The 17,831-nt window shown below is 45.1% G+C and carries 13 protein-coding genes and 1 pseudogene; 2 read left to right on the top strand and 12 right to left on the bottom strand.

Features of this window, described 5'->3' with window-relative positions; genetic code table 11:
• Window positions 1-147: 147 nt before the first annotated feature.
• From nrdJ to ACESZH_RS09835, 5 genes are all read right to left on the bottom strand, one after another.
• Entirely contained in the window at window positions 148-2,490 is a 2,343-nt protein-coding gene (gene nrdJ / locus ACESZH_RS09855; protein ID WP_373215300.1) for a ribonucleoside-triphosphate reductase, adenosylcobalamin-dependent, read from the bottom strand.
• Window positions 2,491-2,620: 130 nt separating this feature from the next.
• Window positions 2,621-3,979, bottom strand: coding sequence for a nickel pincer cofactor biosynthesis protein LarC (gene larC / locus ACESZH_RS09850; protein WP_373215301.1), 1,359 nt, complete (start codon window positions 3,977-3,979; stop codon window positions 2,621-2,623).
• Between the two features lie 11 nt (window positions 3,980-3,990).
• Window positions 3,991-4,737: a nickel pincer cofactor biosynthesis protein LarB gene (larB, locus tag ACESZH_RS09845; protein WP_373215302.1), complete on the bottom strand. Its 747-nt coding sequence runs from the start codon at window positions 4,735-4,737 to the stop codon at window positions 3,991-3,993.
• A gap of 91 nt (window positions 4,738-4,828) precedes the next feature.
• Window positions 4,829-7,177 (bottom strand): ferrous iron transport protein B, encoded by a 2,349-nt coding sequence (feoB, locus tag ACESZH_RS09840; protein ID WP_373215305.1) that lies wholly within the window; start codon window positions 7,175-7,177, stop codon window positions 4,829-4,831.
• Between the two features lie 116 nt (window positions 7,178-7,293).
• Entirely contained in the window at window positions 7,294-7,830 is a 537-nt protein-coding gene (locus ACESZH_RS09835) for an N-acetyltransferase family protein (protein WP_373215307.1), read from the bottom strand.
• A 366-nt stretch (window positions 7,831-8,196) separates the two neighbouring features.
• Between ACESZH_RS09835 and ACESZH_RS09830 the strand changes: the two genes are divergently transcribed.
• Window positions 8,197-8,781: a manganese efflux pump MntP family protein gene (locus ACESZH_RS09830; RefSeq protein WP_373215309.1), complete on the top strand. Its 585-nt coding sequence runs from the start codon at window positions 8,197-8,199 to the stop codon at window positions 8,779-8,781.
• A gap of 13 nt (window positions 8,782-8,794) precedes the next feature.
• The gene (locus tag ACESZH_RS09825; RefSeq protein ID WP_373215311.1) at window positions 8,795-9,763 is read left to right on the top strand and encodes a calcium/sodium antiporter; all 969 of its coding nucleotides are present in this window, start codon (window positions 8,795-8,797) and stop codon (window positions 9,761-9,763) included.
• A 60-nt stretch (window positions 9,764-9,823) separates the two neighbouring features.
• Here the strand turns inward: ACESZH_RS09825 and ACESZH_RS09820 are convergent, their stop codons facing one another.
• From ACESZH_RS09820 to ACESZH_RS09790, 7 genes and pseudogenes are all read right to left on the bottom strand, one after another.
• A complete protein-coding gene (locus ACESZH_RS09820) occupies window positions 9,824-12,025 on the bottom strand; it encodes an ABC transporter permease (RefSeq protein ID WP_373215313.1) in 2,202 nt (733 codons plus the stop codon).
• Between the two features lie 20 nt (window positions 12,026-12,045).
• Window positions 12,046-12,288, bottom strand: a pseudogene (locus ACESZH_RS09815) (hypothetical protein); the annotation flags it as partial.
• An 87-nt stretch (window positions 12,289-12,375) separates the two neighbouring features.
• Window positions 12,376-12,636 (bottom strand): hypothetical protein, encoded by a 261-nt coding sequence (locus ACESZH_RS09810; RefSeq protein ID WP_373215315.1) that lies wholly within the window; start codon window positions 12,634-12,636, stop codon window positions 12,376-12,378.
• 168 nt (window positions 12,637-12,804) lie between these two features.
• Window positions 12,805-12,927: a hypothetical protein gene (locus tag ACESZH_RS09805; RefSeq protein ID WP_256444803.1), complete on the bottom strand. Its 123-nt coding sequence runs from the start codon at window positions 12,925-12,927 to the stop codon at window positions 12,805-12,807.
• 104 nt (window positions 12,928-13,031) lie between these two features.
• A complete protein-coding gene (locus ACESZH_RS09800; RefSeq protein WP_373215318.1) occupies window positions 13,032-14,366 on the bottom strand; it encodes a recombinase family protein in 1,335 nt (444 codons plus the stop codon).
• Window positions 14,363-16,054, bottom strand: a complete 1,692-nt coding sequence (locus tag ACESZH_RS09795; protein ID WP_373215319.1) for a recombinase family protein — start codon at window positions 16,052-16,054, stop codon at window positions 14,363-14,365. The genes ACESZH_RS09800 and ACESZH_RS09795 overlap by 4 nt, the downstream gene beginning before the upstream one ends.
• A gap of 1 nt (window position 16,055) precedes the next feature.
• On the bottom strand, window positions 16,056-17,747 hold the full coding sequence (locus tag ACESZH_RS09790) for a recombinase family protein (RefSeq protein ID WP_373215321.1): 1,692 nt from the start codon (window positions 17,745-17,747) through the stop codon (window positions 16,056-16,058).
• Window positions 17,748-17,831 lie beyond the last annotated feature (84 nt).

Here is a 17,831-nt window from a genome sequence, read left to right as displayed (position 1 = left end):
TAATTTCAATACCCTCACGGGAATCAACCTGTATTGTAGCATATTATTCCAGCGCTTGCAACTTTCATTCAAAAAAACGGACAAGTCCTCAATGCTGGGGGACTTGTCCGCAATTTACGGTAAAACAGGAAGTCTTACTTTCATTTATTATCTGACTGGGCAAACACCGTTTACACACTCAGAATCTCCGATATCCAGTTCTGTCTCATCATATTCATATTTAGAAAGCAGAGACGGATTAAAGGGACGCAGGGCCGCCTTTCTTTTTTCGTACTCCTCCTTAGAAATCTCTTCGTAGGGAAGAAGCTCATAGAAATTATCATCGTAGCTCAGGAAGGAAAGTGCTACCACGTCATCCCAGTTTTCCCAAACCCAGTCTTCTACCTGGTCCCACTCGTTCTCACGTACATGAACCGTGATGGAGCAGTTATGGTCCACATAATACTTCATAAACATTTTATAGTTTTCCAACTGCTGAATAGCGGAAACATCCGCCTTTACCATGCCGGAAGGTGCCTGTACCGGGAATTCCACAACCTTTGTCATCGGATTCTCCGGATCCTGTCCCACCTCCGGGAATACTGGATACTCCAGATCTTCGCACACCTTGCAAAGCGGATCTGTGGCGCTGATACGGATACGGCGGATATAATACGGTGCATGGGAATAGTGTACACCGCTTGATACGGTAGGAAGCAGGGAAAGAGTTCCCTCCGGCTTTACGGTGGTGATCAGAAGCGGTTTCGCTCCGCCTAATCTTCCCGCAATCTTCTCCGCTGCTTCATGTGCTGTCTCGCGAAGCTTTTTCAAAAGCTCGATCTGCCCTTCCCGGTCAAGTCCCACTGCATTTACCATATCCTGCCATCCTGTAAGTGAGCAGCCCAGGAGACGGTCGCGCTGCTGCACCTTATTCCAGCGGTGGATCTCCAGTTCGCGGCAGGTCATACGGTATCCGGCTCTGGCGGAAAGCTTCTGTGCCTCCAGAAGTCCCTTCTCATCCAGAACACCGTCATGGACAAATGCCATTACATTTAAGGTGGTCAGATTGCACAGTCCATGGCTGTCCAGAAGGATCTCACCGCAAGGATTACAGCCGTTAAAGTTCGGGCGGCGCTTCCGTCCTGCTTCTTCATTGATCCAGCCTGGCTCGCCGGAGTAGCGCATCTGCTGCAAATGCCAGTGAAGCATCTCTCTGGTTGGCTTTTCCCGGTAATAGATGGAGTTGTTGCTCATCTGGCGGTGTGCAATGGATTTATCGATTTCCCAGCGTCCGTTTACCTGGCGGTACAGACGGCTCTTTGCCTCAATACAGGTTTTATCATTTGCATCGATCAAACCGATCTCAGAGGTACGGCGGACACCGCCGGATACCACGTTCTCACCGATAATATTTGCAATGTCCAGAAGGTCTATAGGCTGAAGCTGGGTACGCTTTGCGTGATCCCTGGCTCCTGCGCTTACGATCACCTTGTGGATCTTGTCCAGCATGGTCATCATGGATTCATAGCCGCTGGCAGTTCCGCCGAAGTTTTTCAGACGCTCGCCTCTGGGACGGATGGAATCATAAACCACTACGATTTCTTTGATTTTCACGTATTCGTTATTGGTCATAATATCGAAGTAGCGTTCCAGAGCCTGCGCCCAGCCCTCCTTGGAGTCTCCCACGGACAGGGTTGCTGTACTTCCGCTGTAATTCACATCCGTAAACTCCAGTCTTTCACCCATAGGCTTCGCATCATATGCCTTATGGAGAATCCTCATATCGGTGCGGATCTTGGGAAGCTTCGCAGCATCCTCCTTCAACACGCGGACACCCACGCCGCTGCCCACCATAAGCAGATAGAAAAGGTCATGATATGCGTGGAAATCATCAATTACTTCAAAGGCACAATTGTAGTTTGCCATAGGATATTCCTCTGCCACCGGAGTGTTTCCCACCCACAGTGTACGGCCGGAAAGGAACTGGCGCATATGGTAGATGTTATCATAAAGCTTTTCCGCCTCATCACGGGTAGTAGGAGCCAGGGAACAGTTATACTCCACAGCTCGTCTTACTGTCTCCCACCAAAACTCTCTTCTGCCGATACGGGGCAGGAACCTGGAATAGGTACGGGTGTATACAAAAGAGCCCAGCTGCTCCATAGGATTGGGAGCATGTTTATATGGGCTTAAGAACTCACGGCTTAACAATCCTTCCTTCCAGCTTCCGTTTGTTCTCTCTTTTTCCTTTTCCGTACGGTACAGGATATACGCCTTTGCAGTTTGGTAGCAGCGGTTCTCAAAAAGGGAATCCTCCACCACATCCTGGATCTTTTCAATGTCAACGATTTCCTTACCCTTTTTCTCCAGACGTTTCACCACATCATCCGTAATGTTTTTTACCAGCTCCGGGTCTGCCTCTCCGGTAGCCGCCGATGCCAGTGAAATGGCTCTGGATATAAATTCCGCATCAAAGGGCACTACTTTGCCGCTTCTTTTTCGAACGTTCATAAGTAAACCTCCTGGTGCCTCCTTCATATTGTTGGCACATGTTGTAAGTCTTTTTAATAATCAGCACCATATATAGTACATCATCCCCTGGTGGAAATCAAGCAGTATTTTATTATATTTTTCACTTCCATCATTCCTGGCAGCAGCAGGCTTCCACAGCCAGCCTGTATGCCTCCTGGTAGGAAACTCCTGTTTCCCGGCATATTTTTATAAGGCTCTCATATTCCGGGTAAAACTTCTTTTCCCCGCCCAGATCGCACACCTTTACTTCCGCTGTTCCCAGGGAAGTTTCTATCTTACGGATTTCCCGTTTTAAAACTGTTCTTTCCATCTCCGCCTTCCGGATTCCGATGGTAGTGGTTTCCCGGAAAATGATCTCCTCCAGCTCTTTTACCTTTTCTCTTCCGCAGATGACAGTGAGAAGCCATGCGGGACGATTCTTTTTCATAAAAACCGGCGTGTAATGCACATCCCTGGCTCCTGCGGCAAAAAGCTGTTCCATCACATATCCCAGGTTTTCTCCTGTACAGTCATCCACATTGGTTTCCAGCTTCACGATCCTGTCTGTTCCAACGCTCTTATCCTGAATGATCATGGCACGCAGAATGCCCGGGCACTCATACTGACGTTTTCCGGCGCCAACACCGATTTTTTCAATAGAAAAATTCTTCGGGAGCTTCTCACTGGTTCTGATAGCCGCCGCAATCGCTGCCCCGGTAGGTGTTACCAACTCCCCCTGGACTGCGGTGATGTTCATCGCCATGCCGTGGGCACTGACGATATTCGCCACTGCCGGAACAGGAATGGGCAGGATTCCGTGCTGGCAGCGGACAGTTCCTGTCCCCTCGCATAGAACAGGAATCACGGCTTCCGTAATATCCAGGTTGTCCAGGCAGACTGCTGCAGATATGATATCCACAATGGAATCTACCGCGCCAACCTCGTGGAAATGCACTTCCTCCACAGGAACCTGATGCGCTTTTGACTCCGCTTCCGCAAGGATTTCAAAAATCCGCAGGGCAGTCCCTCGCGCACGTGGTGTCATAGCAGCTTTATTTATGATCTCCCTGATTTCCTTCATGCCTCTGTGCTCGTGATGATGACTCTTCTCATGGCTGTGATGATGTTCCGCCTCATGAGACTCCTCAGCGCCATGATGATGTTTTTCACCATGATAATTTACATGACCGTGATGATCCTTTTCGCCATTCGGCTCTTCATGACTGCAACAATGCTGGTGCTCATGCCCATGCAGATAATCCATGTCATGGTCATGATTCTCATGCGCCGCATCCAACACCACTTCAAAATCGCAGGCACTGATGCCTGATTTAATAACCTGTTTTGTTTGAATATCAAATCCCTGGACAGGCAGACTTTTCAGAACATCGTTTAACACCTGTCTGTCCGCCCCTAAGTCAAGCAAAGCGGCGACCGCCATATCGCCGCTGATTCCGGAATAACATTCCAGATATAACGTTTTTCCCATATTTCCCCCGCTTATTCGCCTACTGCCAGGCGGTTTATCTGCGTTGCCAGATATCCTGCCCCGTAGCCGTTATCAATATTTACTACTGCGATTCCATTTGCACAGGAATTGATCATGGTGAGAAGTGCGGAAAGCCCGTGAAAGCTGGCTCCGTAGCCCACTGAGGTGGGAACAGCAATGACCGGGCGGCTCACAAGGCCCCCCATGACACTTGCCAGGGCGCCCTCCATTCCCGCCACTGCCACCACGCAGTTTGCGCTCTGTATGGTGTCCAGCCTGGAAAAAAGCCTGTGCATTCCGCTTACCCCCACATCATAGATCCGCTCCACAGCGGTACCGAAAAATTCTGCTGTCTGTGCCGCTTCCTCAGCCACCGGAATATCCGCCGTTCCTGCGGTGCACACAGCCACCTTTCCTACTCTCTTTTTATCCGCTGGCTCTATCTTAATGATCCTGGAAACAGGATCATACTGTACCTGGGGAAAATGTGCCTTTATCAGCTCGTACTGCTCCTGGGACGCTCTTGTTCCAAGCACTTCTCCTTCATCCCGGTAAAGTCTCTCAAATATATTCAGCAAGTGGTCGTCAGCCTTATTGCTGCAGTATATTACCTCCCCAAAGCCTGTACGCTCCTTTCGTCCGGTGTCAAGCTTTGCATAACCCATCTCCTGATAACTGTCTGCTTTCAGAAGCTTTTCCGCTTCCTGTACCGAGATGTTTCCCTCCTTCACAGCTTCAAGAACCTGCTGCAATGTCATAAAGCCACTCCTCTCTACTCAAGTGTTCATATTATACCATGGTCACTAAGTTCATGCTGCGCCTTCGGCTTGCATTCGCTAAGTGTTCATATTATACCATACCAATCAGCAAACCTACAAGACGGACAATGAATGCTGCTGCCCAGGCGATCGCACACTGACCGATCACTACGCCCACAGCCCATTTTCCTCCAAGCTCCCTTTTTATGGATGCCACTGCCGCCACGCAGGGCGTATACAGCAGGCAAAACACAAGGAGGCTTACCGCTGCCAGCGGTGTGAGCGTCTCGGAAAGTACCGCCGTACTTCCAAAAAGAATAGACAGAGTGGAAACCACGCTCTCCTTTGCCATAAATCCGGTGATCAGAGCTGTGGAAAATCTCCAGTCCCCGAAGCCCAGAGGTGCAAACAGAGGAGCTATGACTCCTGCCGCAACTGCCAGAATGCTGTCCTTTGAATCACTTACTACATTCAGATGACCATCAAAAGTCTGTAAAAACCAGATCACGATCGTCGCCACAAAAATAACAGTAAACGCTCTCTGCAAAAAGTCTTTTGCCTTATCCCAGAGTAAATGCCCAACATTTTTAGCTCCCGGCATTCGATAGTTCGGAAGCTCCATCACAAAAGGTACAGCCTCGCCCTTAAACATGGTTTTTCCGAAAAGAAGAGCCATAAGGATCCCCACTGCAATGCCGCCGAAATACAATGCTACCATTACCAGCGCTCCCCTTTTTGGGAAAAAGACTGCTGTAAAAAAGGCATAAATTGGAAGCTTTGCAGAGCAGCTCATAAAAGGCGTGAGCAGAATCGTCATCTTTCTGTCGCGCTCAGAGGGAAGGGTTCTGCTTGCCATAACGCCGGGTACCGTACATCCAAAGCCGATGAGCATAGGTACGATGCTTCGTCCGGAAAGACCGATCTTTCTTAAAAGCTTATCCATCACAAAGGCAACTCGTGCCATATATCCGCTGTCCTCTAAAAGTGAAAGGAAGAAAAACAATGTTACAATGATGGGCAAAAAGCTTAATACACTGCCCACACCATTGAAAATGCCATCGATCACCAGAGAATACAGAGCTTCGTTCACATTCCAGCTTGTCATAAGAGACTCCGCAAGCCCGGTCAGACCGGAGATTCCCATTTCCAGAAGCTCCGAAAGGCCTGCACCGATCACACTGAAGGTAAGCCAGAATACCAGCCCCATAATTCCAACAAAGCAGGGAATTGCCGTGTATTTTCCCGTAAGAAGCCTGTCGATTTTTTCACTTCTCAAATGCTCCTTACTTTCATGCGGCTTAATGACTGTCTCTTCACAGACCTTCTCAATAAAATCAAAACGCATATGTGCCATAGCTGCTGCCCGGTCAAGTCCCCGCTCCTTTTCCATCTGTATTACAATATGCTCCAGCGTTTCCTTTTCGTTGGTATCAAGTTCAAGCTGCCGGAGGATCAGCTCATCTCCCTCCGCAAGCTTACTGGCCGCAAAGCGCACAGGTATGCCTGCTTTTTCGGCATGGTCCTCGATCAGGTGCATAATACTGTGAAGGCATCGGTGCACCGCACCGCCATCCTCATTGGCATCGCAGAAATCCATCCTCTTTGGACGTTCCTGGTATTTTGCCACATGTACCGCATGATCGATCAGTTCGGTGATTCCTTCATTTTTTGCCGCCGAAATCGGTACTACCGGGATTCCCAGCATTTCCTCCATCTGATTTACCAGGATGGAACCTCCGTTTTCCCGCACCTCATCCATCATATTCAGAGCCAGCACCATAGGCACATCCAGTTCCATAAGCTGCATGGTAAGGTAGAGATTCCGTTCAATATTGGTGGCGTCCACGATGTTTATGATCCCTTTCGGATGCTCGTTCAGGACAAAATTACGGGTCACGATCTCCTCACTGGAATAGGGGGACATGGAATAAATGCCCGGCAGGTCTGTCACAAGGGTATTGGGTCTGCCTTTGATGGAGCCGTCCTTTCTGTCAACTGTAACGCCGGGGAAGTTTCCCACATGCTGATTGGAGCCTGTAATCTGATTGAACAGGGTCGTTTTTCCGCAATTCTGATTTCCTGCCAGGGCAAAGGTAAGAGTTTCTCCCTCCGGCAGCGGATTTTCCTCTGCTTTTTCGTGGTATTTTCCTCCCTCTCCAAGTCCCGGGTGAGGAATAGCTTTTTTTCTCACATGTGTTTTTGCAATTTCCGCCTGGCGCACATTTTCAATCTCAATTTTTTCGGCATCAGCCAGACGCAACGTCAGCTCATAGCTGTGGATACGGATTTCCACCGGATCTCCCATTGGCGCATATTTTACCATGGTAACGTCTGCCATGGGGATGATCCCCATATCAAGAAAATGCTGGCGGAGTGCGCCTTCCCCTCCTACAGCCCGAACTGTAGCTGTTTTGCCGATCGGCAGGTCTTTTAGTGTCATATGTATATCCTCTTTCCTTAGTATAGATTCAGTCTTGGGTAAAGCTTACACGCAGACTGTAATTGATAATTTTTATCATCTATCCAAAGTTAGTGTATGCTAATATATGGCATTTGTCAAGATATATTCCTTCGCCATATGACCGGATCCGGCTTGTCCGGATGGCTGCCTATAAATTTCTGCATCCAGATCATATCAAGCCAACGTTCAAATTTATAGCCGCATTTTTCAAAATGTGCTACGGTCTTATAGCCAAGACTTTTGTGAAAGGCTTCGCTTGGTTCATTGGGCCACGTAATGCAGGCGTTCAGATTCTGGATATTCTGTTCCTTCAAAAGATGCTCCAGCTCCAGATACAGCGCTCTGCCTGTTCCTTTTTTATGGAGATCCTTTCTTACATAAACGGTAGTCTCCACCGCCCAGTCATAGGCAGCCCTTCCCTTAAACGTCCCCGCATAGGCATATCCTGTCACAATACCGTCCTCTTCCGCTACCAGATAGGGGTATTTTTTCAGGATATCCCGGATCCTTCCGGTAAACTCCTCCCTGGAAGGCATCACATACTCAAAAGTAATGTCTGTGTTTTCCACATAATAACGGTATATCTCCATCACAGACTCAATATCTTTTTCCTCAATAAAACGTATTCTCATAATCCTTTTCCTCTTTTTAAATTTTTCTATTACCATACCGAAAAATCGCCCCAATGTAAATACCCTGTCGAATATCACCCGTGGACAGTAGCAGGATAAAATTTCTCATTGACAATGGTTTCCAAAACTGCTAATATGTAGGAAAGTTTCCCGTGGGGGAGTAGCGAGCGCGGTATTTGCCGTGTAACAGGTCAACATATCGACTTTTTGGTCTGGCCTGTTTTAAATTGCGAGACTCATGTATAACTGTTTATGGTATACATGGAGTCTTTTTGTTTTTTGTGTCCCATGTATGACCATTTGGTTGTATGTGGTTTTTTTTCGCCTTGTTTCGGGAAAAATAAATATAACGGAGGATAATGAAAAATGGATTACAATGCCCTTTTTTTCCTGAACAGCGCACTGTTGGGTGTGGGCCTTGCAATGGATGCCTTTTCCGTATCTCTTGCAAACGGATTAAACGAATCCGGTATGCGCCCAAAAAGAATGTGCCAGATTGCCGGTGTTTTTGGAGGCTTTCAGGCTCTTATGCCTATGCTTGGATGGATATGTGTGCACACGATCGCAGGATATTTCCAGGCTTTCCGGAAATTTATCCCCTGGATTGCATTGATTCTTCTGTGCTATATTGGAGGGGAGATGCTTATTGGCGGAATACGCGGAAAGAATGAGCCAAGAGAACATCTGGATGTGGGAATGCGGGCTCTTTTCATTCAGGGAGTTGCGACCTCTATTGATGCCTTGTCTGTGGGATTTACCATTGCAGATTATAACGGGCTCATGGCACTGGTCTGTTCACTTATTATTGCTGCTGTCACGTTTTTTATCTGCATGTGCGGCCTGCTTCTCGGAAAAAGCTTCGGAACACGGCTTGCAGGAAAAGCTGAGATTCTGGGCGGAGTCATCCTGATCGCCATTGGAGTGGAAATATTTTTGAGTAATATGTTTTAAAGGAGATGTGGAAATGTTTATACCTGTAGTTTTGTTTATAGTTGGGCTTATCCTGCTGATAAAGGGAGGCGACTGGTTCGTAGAAGGCGCCACGGGAATTGCTCATCGCTTTCATGTTCCGGAGATTTTGATCGGCGCTACGGTCGTCTCGATCGGTACTACCCTGCCGGAGGTTATGGTTTCTGCTACCTCTGCACTGGGCGGTCATGGAGAGATGGCTTATGGAAATGCCATCGGGTCTATTATCTGTAATACGGCGCTTATCGCGGCCATTACCATTGCGGTCTGTCCCTCCCGGACTGATCGGCGCGCGCTGAAAACTCCTGTTATTTTTTTCTTTATTGCTGCTCTTTTTTATATGGGAGTCGCTTATTTTACAGGACGGTTTTCCAGAGGCGTGGGTGCCATTTTGCTGGTGATCTTTGTGGTTTACATGATCATTACTGTGCGGCAGGTAAAAATGCAGCCGCAGCCTGAAGCTACTTCTGAGGAACAGGAGGGAAAGCAGAATTCTGCCGCAAAGGATATTGGGCTTTTGGTCATAGGCGCAGTTCTCATTGCTGTCGGAGCAAATCTTCTGGTTGACAATGGGACCATCATTGCCACAGAGCTTGGTGTGCCGGAATCTGTTATCGCTCTTACCTTTGTGGCTCTTGGCACTTCCCTGCCGGAGCTGGTAACGGCTATCACTTCGCTGGCAAAGGGACATGGCGCCCTTTCTCTTGGGAATGTGATCGGTGCAAACCTTTTTAATCTGGTGCTGGTGAGCGGAGTTTCCTCCGTTTTAGCGCCATTTGATATTCCTGACAGCAAATCCATCGCAGGGATGAATTCTTCTCTATTGGTGGATCTGCCTCTTATGCTGTTTGTCATGGCTTTTCTTACCCTTCCGGCATTGAAGCGTGGCAGGCTTTCCCGCTGGCAGGGGATCATCCTGCTGGTGATCTATGGGGGATTTTGCATTTTTCAGTTTGTTATGTAGAAATTTAGGAGAGAGGATACTTTCCTCTCTCCCATCACACCCCGCAGCTACACACAGTGCTTACACCATACTGTCATTTCGCAGAGCATCCGCCAGATTGCAGTTCATCATTCTTTTTCCGCCAATATAATAAGCAAGAGAAACAAAACCGAAGACAGCCAGAATAAATGCCGCAATCGGTACAATTGGAGCCTTTACCAAAAATTCCATAGGATCCAGATAGCTTGCGGTTATCATAAAACTTACAAATACCACTGTGAGCGGTAATGTTATCAGCAGCGGACGTCCGGCAATAACCAGAGCTTCAATACAGAACATTTTCCGCATACTTCCCTGTGTCATACCAACGGACATATACTGTGCAAACTCCCGCTTTCTCTGACGCAGGAACCCTAATGTATTGGAGAATACATTGGCGATCCCAATCACGGCAAGCAGGGCACAGAACGCTCCTAAAATCAGCATGGAACCTTTCCTCATGCTCTCATCTGATACTTTTTCCTGAATACGGTTCTCGCTTTCTACTGTATATTCACCGCTGACAGCCTGCACGATATTTGCCTCTAAGACATTTAATTCCGTAAGTGTGATCCCTTCTTCGGCAAGTACCCTGATATAAGTATCTGCCTCCGCATTTCCAATCTGTCCGGCGATTTCCTTCCATACAGCCAGAGGGATAAACTGCACCAGAGTATAGTCAGCATATTCCTCCCTTAAAACCGGCTCCTGCTGCGTATAGGCAAGTACCGGAATTTCCACTGAATTTTCTGATTGTCCAGCATTCTGCAAAGTGATCGTATTCTGTTCCTCTTTGGTAAAAGGAAGATACTCTTTATAGCGGAAATTGCTGTTTATGCTATCCCAAATGCGGTTCAGCACAATCGTTCCGCTTACTTCCGGCACGATACCAATCTGCTCACAGTATTCTTTAAATCCCGCATCATCCATAACCACAACCGGAGTCTTCACCAAATAGGAACCTTCCCCCGCAGTTACGGAACTGCCAGCTACTGCTCCAAGCCCGCCTAATGCGTTTATTTCATCGCTGATATCCGTTTCCGGAATGTAACATGCTGCCTCCGCCTTCTGATACGCAGCACTGCTTCGGACTCCCTGCAGCACCCTGATTTCTTCCAACTGATTTATGTTTTCTATCCCTGTATCTTTTACCGTTACCATTACGTCCCATGCATCCTGATACCTTTCAAAGTAGGTATGGTTTGTACTTATACCAGAAAGGGTAAAAAAACACAACATGACAGTAAAGCCTAAGAACGAAAGTGTTAATGACATTGTCGATGTACGCAGGGCTTTCTTTTGTGCTCTCAGTGCATTTCCGGCCAGTTCGCCTTCTATTCCAAACAACAATGATAAAATACGGGAATGCTTCTTCTTTTTTAATCGCAATTCTCCTGTATTTCGTATTGCCTCAAGCGGCGTCAGTCTGCTTAACTTTTGCGCTGGCAGCCATGCCGAAATAAGCACGGTCAGGCCGGATAACAAAATGGCAGCCGCAAACACCAACGGATGGTACTGGAAAACAGCTTCATGCCGTCCTGACACGTCTTTCGCCAACAGATTAATCACATGTATTGTTCCAAAACTAAGACCAATTCCCATGATACTTCCAACCAGTACCGGCACTGTACAAAGCACTGCTGCCTCCTGCATCAGACAAGTGCAAATCTGCCCAGGTGTCGCTCCGATGCTGGAAAAAATCCCAAACTGATGAATCCTCGCATTCATGGATACCGCAAAAGAATTGTGGATAATTAAAATCAGGGATAGCGAAATAATGATCAGTATGACCAGATAAAATGTCATCAAAAGCGGCGGTTCCTTATCCTGCGGATCATGGATCAGATATCTGGATAAGAGCAGCTCATGATAAGATGCTGCATTTGCATCCAAACCAAGTTTCTCTGTGATAAGCGGCATGTCCTGATAAATGGTTCTGGTGTTTTGAAAGTTCACATCAACCACAATTTCAGTCCCTTCCGATAGTTTCTCATTGACCACCGCTTTTTTCACGTTTGCAAAGTTTTGTATCGTATGTAAATCATTTTCACCTATCTTACCGGTAATACGCCCCTGCCAGTCTCCTTCCTCTAAAATAATCTGTTCCACTTCATAGTTCCAGAAATTAAAAAACAGACTGCACAGTAAAGATAAAAACAAGGCAGAAATAAATGCCGCCGCCATAATAGACACACTGGAAGCCCGGTTCTTTTTAATAAAACTTGCTGAGTAATCCTTCCACATTTTTCTTACCCCCGTTTCCCCTAAAAGATACCTTTATACCCTTCCGGGCACGCGTGCCATTCGGCAGATCCGCAGAAATGATCGCTGATGATACGCCCGTCCTCTATCGTTACAATACGGTCTGCCTCCAGTGCAATCTTTTCATCATGGGTGATCAGCAAAATCGTCTGATTCAGATTGCGGTTAGACAGTTTCAACATGTCGATAATTTCCCTTGAATTCTTCCGGTCCAAGTTGCCAGTCGGCTCATCTGCTAATGTCAAGATAGGACTAAAAAAATCCTTCAGATTTTTTCCGAAGGATTTCCACTCTTAACTGCGCTTATGTTTAAACATTCCTATAAATATCGATTAACCAACTAAATCACATATCGTACTGAATTTATCCATGATATCTTCTAATGCTTTTTCACCATTCTCGTATTCAAGTTCTCTTGTTTCCAGTCCAATCGTTTTACTTGAAGTTTCAAAAGATAAAAGTTTTGTCACCATACTCTCCATTTTTTCCATTTCATTCTCGATTCGTGCCATATCTGATATATGGTTATATATCTGCATGGTAATTTCTACATTAGCGTGACCCATAATATACTGCAACACTTTTATATCCATGCCACGCTCTGCCATTCTGGTGCAGGCGGTATGCCGCAGAATGTGTGGATGTGTCAAGTATAGGACAAAAAAATTTTATTTTTTTCTGCCGAAGACTATCTGACGCTTCCATCAGGTAGTCCCAGCACCTTTATTATCTTCTGATAAGTCCTTCTTGTCCTGTTCAAGTTATCTCTGTTCCGAAAAAATATCATCAAAATTCCATTCGATTTCAATTTCATCCTGACTATGAACACGGATCACCTTGATAATCTCACGCAGCTTCTCTGTATCGAACTTCTGAATTCCCAAGAAATCTTTTAGTTTTATTTTATCAGAAAGTTCATTTTGTTCAAGAAGCTTTTTGCTATTCTCCGCATCTTCTATCTTTCGTTTTATTTCATCCAGCTGTACACTTATCTTTCCAGCTCTCTGCTTATACGACCATCTTTGTAATCATCATAGAGTTTCATCTTTTCCGAGGTCAACTGTCGGCTCTGTTTTTGCAATTCTGCGGTATTGATCTCTTTGTAGTCGCATTGCCTGTTGGAAGATACTTTCTTTTCTTTTTCCAACATTGACGCTGCATACTGATGAACAAGCCCAAGGATATTCTCCTCCAGCGGTTCCCGTCGGATCACCAGACTTCGACACACAGGATCTCCATTGGTTCGAGCATCTGAGCATTTTAGCAGATGCTCCGTTTCTTTTAGTAAAGAATGCCCACAGTTGGCACATATCAGTAATGCCGGCTGTTTTTTACGCCTTTCCAGAGTAAAATTGGTGCGTGATTCCGCAACACTTCTCTTCTTTTTCGGATGCATTTCATTTGCTTTTTCAAACAATGCCCTGTCTATAATTGCCGTATGATGATTTTCCAGGCGAACCCATTCTGTTTCATCATTCAGAACTGCTTTATGACCGGTATGCATACTGCAACGTGTTTTTCCCCAGATTCTGGTTCCAATATAAATCTCATCCCGGACAATTGCCGCTACTGTCGTAGGGCTCCAGTGTTTCTTTTTGATCGTGTCAAACCTCTGGAACTGCACCTGATCCCCTCTTGATAATTTCTGCTCATCACAAGTGGCAATCGCCTGTCTGTTCAATTCCCTTGTAATATCTGCAAAACTTGTTCCTTCCGCTGCCATCCGAAAAATCATTTTCACGACTTTTGCAGCCTCCGGATCAACTTCCAGCCTTCCATCTTTTCCTTTTTTATAGCCATATCTGGCATTTACCGGAAGGCGTGTGCCGTTTTTTGTTCTCGTCTGCATTGCTGATGAAATTTTCTTGGACAAATCCAGGCTATACATATTGTATACCAGATTCTGCAATGCTACATTCATTCCACCAGTCATTCCGCTGCTTGATGCACTGTCATAGCTGTCATTAATCGAAATAAATCGAATTTGTAGAAGTGGGAAAATATATTCAATATAAAATCCAACTTCCAGATAGTCTCTTCCGAATCTGGAAAAGTCTTTTACAACTACACAGCCGATTTCTCCGCTTTTCATGTCATCCTGCAGCTGTTGAAATCCCTGCCGTTTAAAATGAGTACCGCTGACACCGTCATCCACATATTCCAGGATATCTGCCTCAGCAACACCCAACTGATCAATCACAAATGATTTTAACAGAATTCTCTGAGAAGTTACGCTGTCGCTCTCTTTTTTGGCTCTGCCATCTACATTGTCATCCTCTGCGGACAAACGGATGTAAACAGCTGTTTTTCTAAGATCTGTCATCTTGACTGCGCCTCCTTCTCTTTCTTTAATTTCTGTAAATCTGCAAACTGATCGTCATATACCAGCTTGATCTCATAATCATACTTACCATGGATAATAATTGAATCCACAAAGGCATCTGCCATTTCTTTTGTCAGCTTACGCTTTGACATATAAGTATGTATCACATTTCCCCAGCCTTCTTCAATGTGGTAATCCTGGGAATACCGAACCTGTGCCGCCAATACTGTGTCCAGACGGCTCTTGATATTCTCAATTTCATTGGAATAGATCCGAGAAAACTGTATGTACTCTTCTTCTGTAATCAAACGTTCCGAGTAATCTTCATATAAATCCGATTTACGCTTACTGATACGGCTTAGTTCCCGTCGAAGTTTCCCCACCTCTTTATCCAAAAGCAGGTACTGTGTCTGATTTTTGGAAGCTGCATTCATTTCCTGAATCATTTTTTCTGTATCCAATACGGTTTTCATATGCGTTTGGATCAGGCGAAGAACATCGTCATCCACATATTCTTTTCTGACTCTGTGCCCTTTGCATTGCTTTCCTCCGGATTTATGGTTAGTGTTGGCTCCGCAGATATAAAAGAATGTGCCATTTCTTTCTCTGGACAACGTCATGCGGTTGCCACAGCCTCCGCACCATATCTTTCCTGTATAGAAATTATGGTTTCGAATAGCCCCATTGTTCTGCTGATGTTTCTTCTTATAAGCCTCCGTATATTCCTGGATTTTAAATTGTACCTGTTGAAACAACTCTCTATCTATAATCCTTTCATGCGTGTTCTCCACATGCACCCATTCACTCTCTGGTCGGTTTCTCTGTTTATTTCCCTGGAAAACACTTTGCTGATATTTTCCAAATACAGAATCACCTGTGCAATGAACATCCTGAAGTACTCGCTTCACTTCATAATTGTTCCAGGGTTTTGACTCCGGAAGCGGCTTTTCACCGGTTTTATAGAATTTTCTCTGTAAAGTCGGTGATAAAACTCCATCTTTATTGAGCTGTCTTGCAATATCACTATAGTTCCTGCCATCCATATACATAGAAAATATACTTTTCAGATGTTCTGCAGCTTCTTCATCAACAATCAGCTGATGATGGTCTTCTTCTGACTTTCTGTAACCATACGGTTCCCAGGCACTTGTAAATTTTCCTTTTTTCCAAAGAGCTTTTTTTGCGCTGCTGCTCTTTTTGGCAAGGTCTTTCGAATAGAACTCATTGATAATATTCTTCAGTGGAACTGTAAGATCCACACCCTCTCTAAAGGAATCGAAATCATCTGTCACAGCCAGGAATCTTACATGGAAAAACGGGAATACTCGTTCAATATAATTGCTGGTTTCGACATAATTTCTTCCAAGTCTGGACAAATCTTTTACAATAACACAATTGGTTTTTCCATGCTTGATATCTTCCATCATCTGTACGAATCCAGGACGGTCAAAATTTGTACCTGAATAGTCTGAGTCCTTATAAACTTCCGCAACCGAAATATCTTCCGTATCTGCTACAAAGTTTTTCATCAATTCCACCTGGGTTTCTATCGTTCCTCTTTCTAAGGTTTCTTCTGTTTCCATTGAAATTCTGGCATACAAACCTGCCCGGAATGGTCTGCTCATCTCTGTCTGGACGGTTGCACTGCTGACTACTTCCGGAATGTTTTTCCTGCTCTTTCGTGCCATTTTATACAACCTCCTTTACCTTGACCTGCAGATTATTATCATCATCTATTACCGTATCAACTCCCATAGCCGGTAATTGATTCAGCAATATCTGATAACAATCATCAAAATCAAAAGTGATCTCTATATTCTTTTTATCATATACTCGGATTTTCCTGATCAGTTCTACCACCACTGTGCGGGACAGTTCTTCAATATCTTGATATTTCACAAAATAATCCAGCCAGGTATTGGCATTGTCTACTTTTTCCAGCTCACTATCCATTTCTTTCTGGATTGCACGAATACTCTCTTCCGCATTTCTAAGCCTCTTTCCATAGGCTGCATGAAGCTCTACATAGTCTTCTTTTGATACAATGCCCTCTTTCATATCCGAATAAAGCATCATCCGTAACTCCTTACAGCGTTCTGTCTCCTGTTTTTTCTTCTCCAGCCTGTCCTGCAGCTTCTTCATATTGATCTCCTGAAATGGCACAGTACCAACAAATTCCAGGACTCTTTTCAGGTGCAGGATGTTCTGGATATGCTGTTTCAACATCACCAGTACAGCATCTTCCAGATCCTTTTCCGGTATTCTGTGACTGGAACAGCGTTTTGTTTCTTTATTTGTGGAACATAGATAGTAAGCATATTTTTTTCCTGCCACAGTGGAAACCTTTCTTGTCATAGGTGCACCACAATCCGCACATACAGCAATTCCGGATAACAGATATACCTGCTTTTGGTCAGGTGAAGTACGTGTATCCATGCCCAGAAGTCTCTGCACAATTTCAAAATCACGGTCACTCACCAGTGGCTCATGGTTTTTCTCAATCCGGATCCAGTCATCTTCCGGTTTCACATAAATCTGCTTCACTTTATGGTTCGGTGTTGTCCTTTTTCCCTGCACAAGATTTCCGATATAAACCTCGTTTTCCAGTATCCTGCGGACCGTAACGGAACTCCAAAGTGCCTGTTCTTTCTGCCGGAAGCCTGTTTCATAACGACTACCGTTGCTGATTTTATACTCAAATGGGGAAAGAATACCCAGTTCATTTAAACGATTAGCGATCGCATCCTGACTCATTCCCTGCAGCTTCATCTTAAAAATATCCTGTACTACACTGCCTGCCGATGGGTCAATCTCTAATTTATGCTTATCTGTCTTTGTCTTCCTGTATCCAAAAGCTACAAACGGAGTCACACACTCACCTTTTTTCCTCTTAATCTCAAGATTACTCCTGATCTTAATAGAAATGTCACGGCAATAAGCATCATTGATTAAATTCTTAAATGGGATAATGATTTCGTCTGCCTGATTCTTTCCCTTGAGACTGTCATAATTGTCATTGATGGCAATGAAGCGCACACCAAGAGCCGGGAATAATCTCTCGATATACTTCCCGGAATCAATATATTCCCTTCCAAATCGTGATAAGTCTTTTACCACTACGCAGTCTACAATCCCACGCCGGATATCTTCCAGCATTGCCTGGAATGCTGGGCGCTCAAAATTAGAGCCTGAGTAGCCATCATCAACTCGGACTGAAACAACTTCTATATCTTTTTTGTCTTTCAGGAAATCCAGAATCAAAGCTTTCTGGTTAGAAATGCTGTTACTTTCTAGTTTTGCTGAACTGGAAATATCGCCATCTTCTTTAGATAATCTGACATAGATGGCGGCATGATAGATTTTATTGATATTCTGATACATATCTTACCTCCTTTTATTACGTCAGAAAATCCATGTAATAAAAGGGGGCTGCATAATTTGTCCTTACCGACATTCTAACACAGT

It is taken from the genome of Ruminococcus sp. 5_1_39BFAA, from assembly GCF_964240875.1.
Lineage (GTDB): Bacteria > Bacillota > Clostridia > Lachnospirales > Lachnospiraceae > Blautia_A.
Note: the sequence above shows the minus strand (reverse complement) of the source record. Positions and strands in the feature narration are given on the sequence as shown.

Bases quoted from the DNA above. Each gene is read 5' to 3' on its own strand.
- nrdJ (WP_373215300.1), bottom strand. From the start codon at position 2,490: ATGAACGTTCGAAAAAGAAGCGGCAAAGTAGTGCCCTTTGATGCGGAA.
- larC (WP_373215301.1), bottom strand. From the start codon at position 3,979: ATGGGAAAAACGTTATATCTGGAATGTTATTCCGGAATCAGCGGCGAT.
- larB (WP_373215302.1), bottom strand. From the start codon at position 4,737: ATGACATTGCAGCAGGTTCTTGAAGCTGTGAAGGAGGGAAACATCTCG.
- feoB (WP_373215305.1), bottom strand. From the start codon at position 7,177: ATGACACTAAAAGACCTGCCGATCGGCAAAACAGCTACAGTTCGGGCT.
- ACESZH_RS09835 (WP_373215307.1), bottom strand. From the start codon at position 7,830: ATGAGAATACGTTTTATTGAGGAAAAAGATATTGAGTCTGTGATGGAG.
- ACESZH_RS09830 (WP_373215309.1), top strand. From the start codon at position 8,197: ATGGATTACAATGCCCTTTTTTTCCTGAACAGCGCACTGTTGGGTGTG.
- ACESZH_RS09825 (WP_373215311.1), top strand. From the start codon at position 8,795: ATGTTTATACCTGTAGTTTTGTTTATAGTTGGGCTTATCCTGCTGATA.
- ACESZH_RS09820 (WP_373215313.1), bottom strand. From the start codon at position 12,025: ATGTGGAAGGATTACTCAGCAAGTTTTATTAAAAAGAACCGGGCTTCC.
- ACESZH_RS09810 (WP_373215315.1), bottom strand. From the start codon at position 12,636: ATGGATATAAAAGTGTTGCAGTATATTATGGGTCACGCTAATGTAGAA.
- ACESZH_RS09800 (WP_373215318.1), bottom strand. From the start codon at position 14,366: ATGACAGATCTTAGAAAAACAGCTGTTTACATCCGTTTGTCCGCAGAG.
- ACESZH_RS09795 (WP_373215319.1), bottom strand. From the start codon at position 16,054: ATGGCACGAAAGAGCAGGAAAAACATTCCGGAAGTAGTCAGCAGTGCA.
- ACESZH_RS09790 (WP_373215321.1), bottom strand. From the start codon at position 17,747: ATGTATCAGAATATCAATAAAATCTATCATGCCGCCATCTATGTCAGA.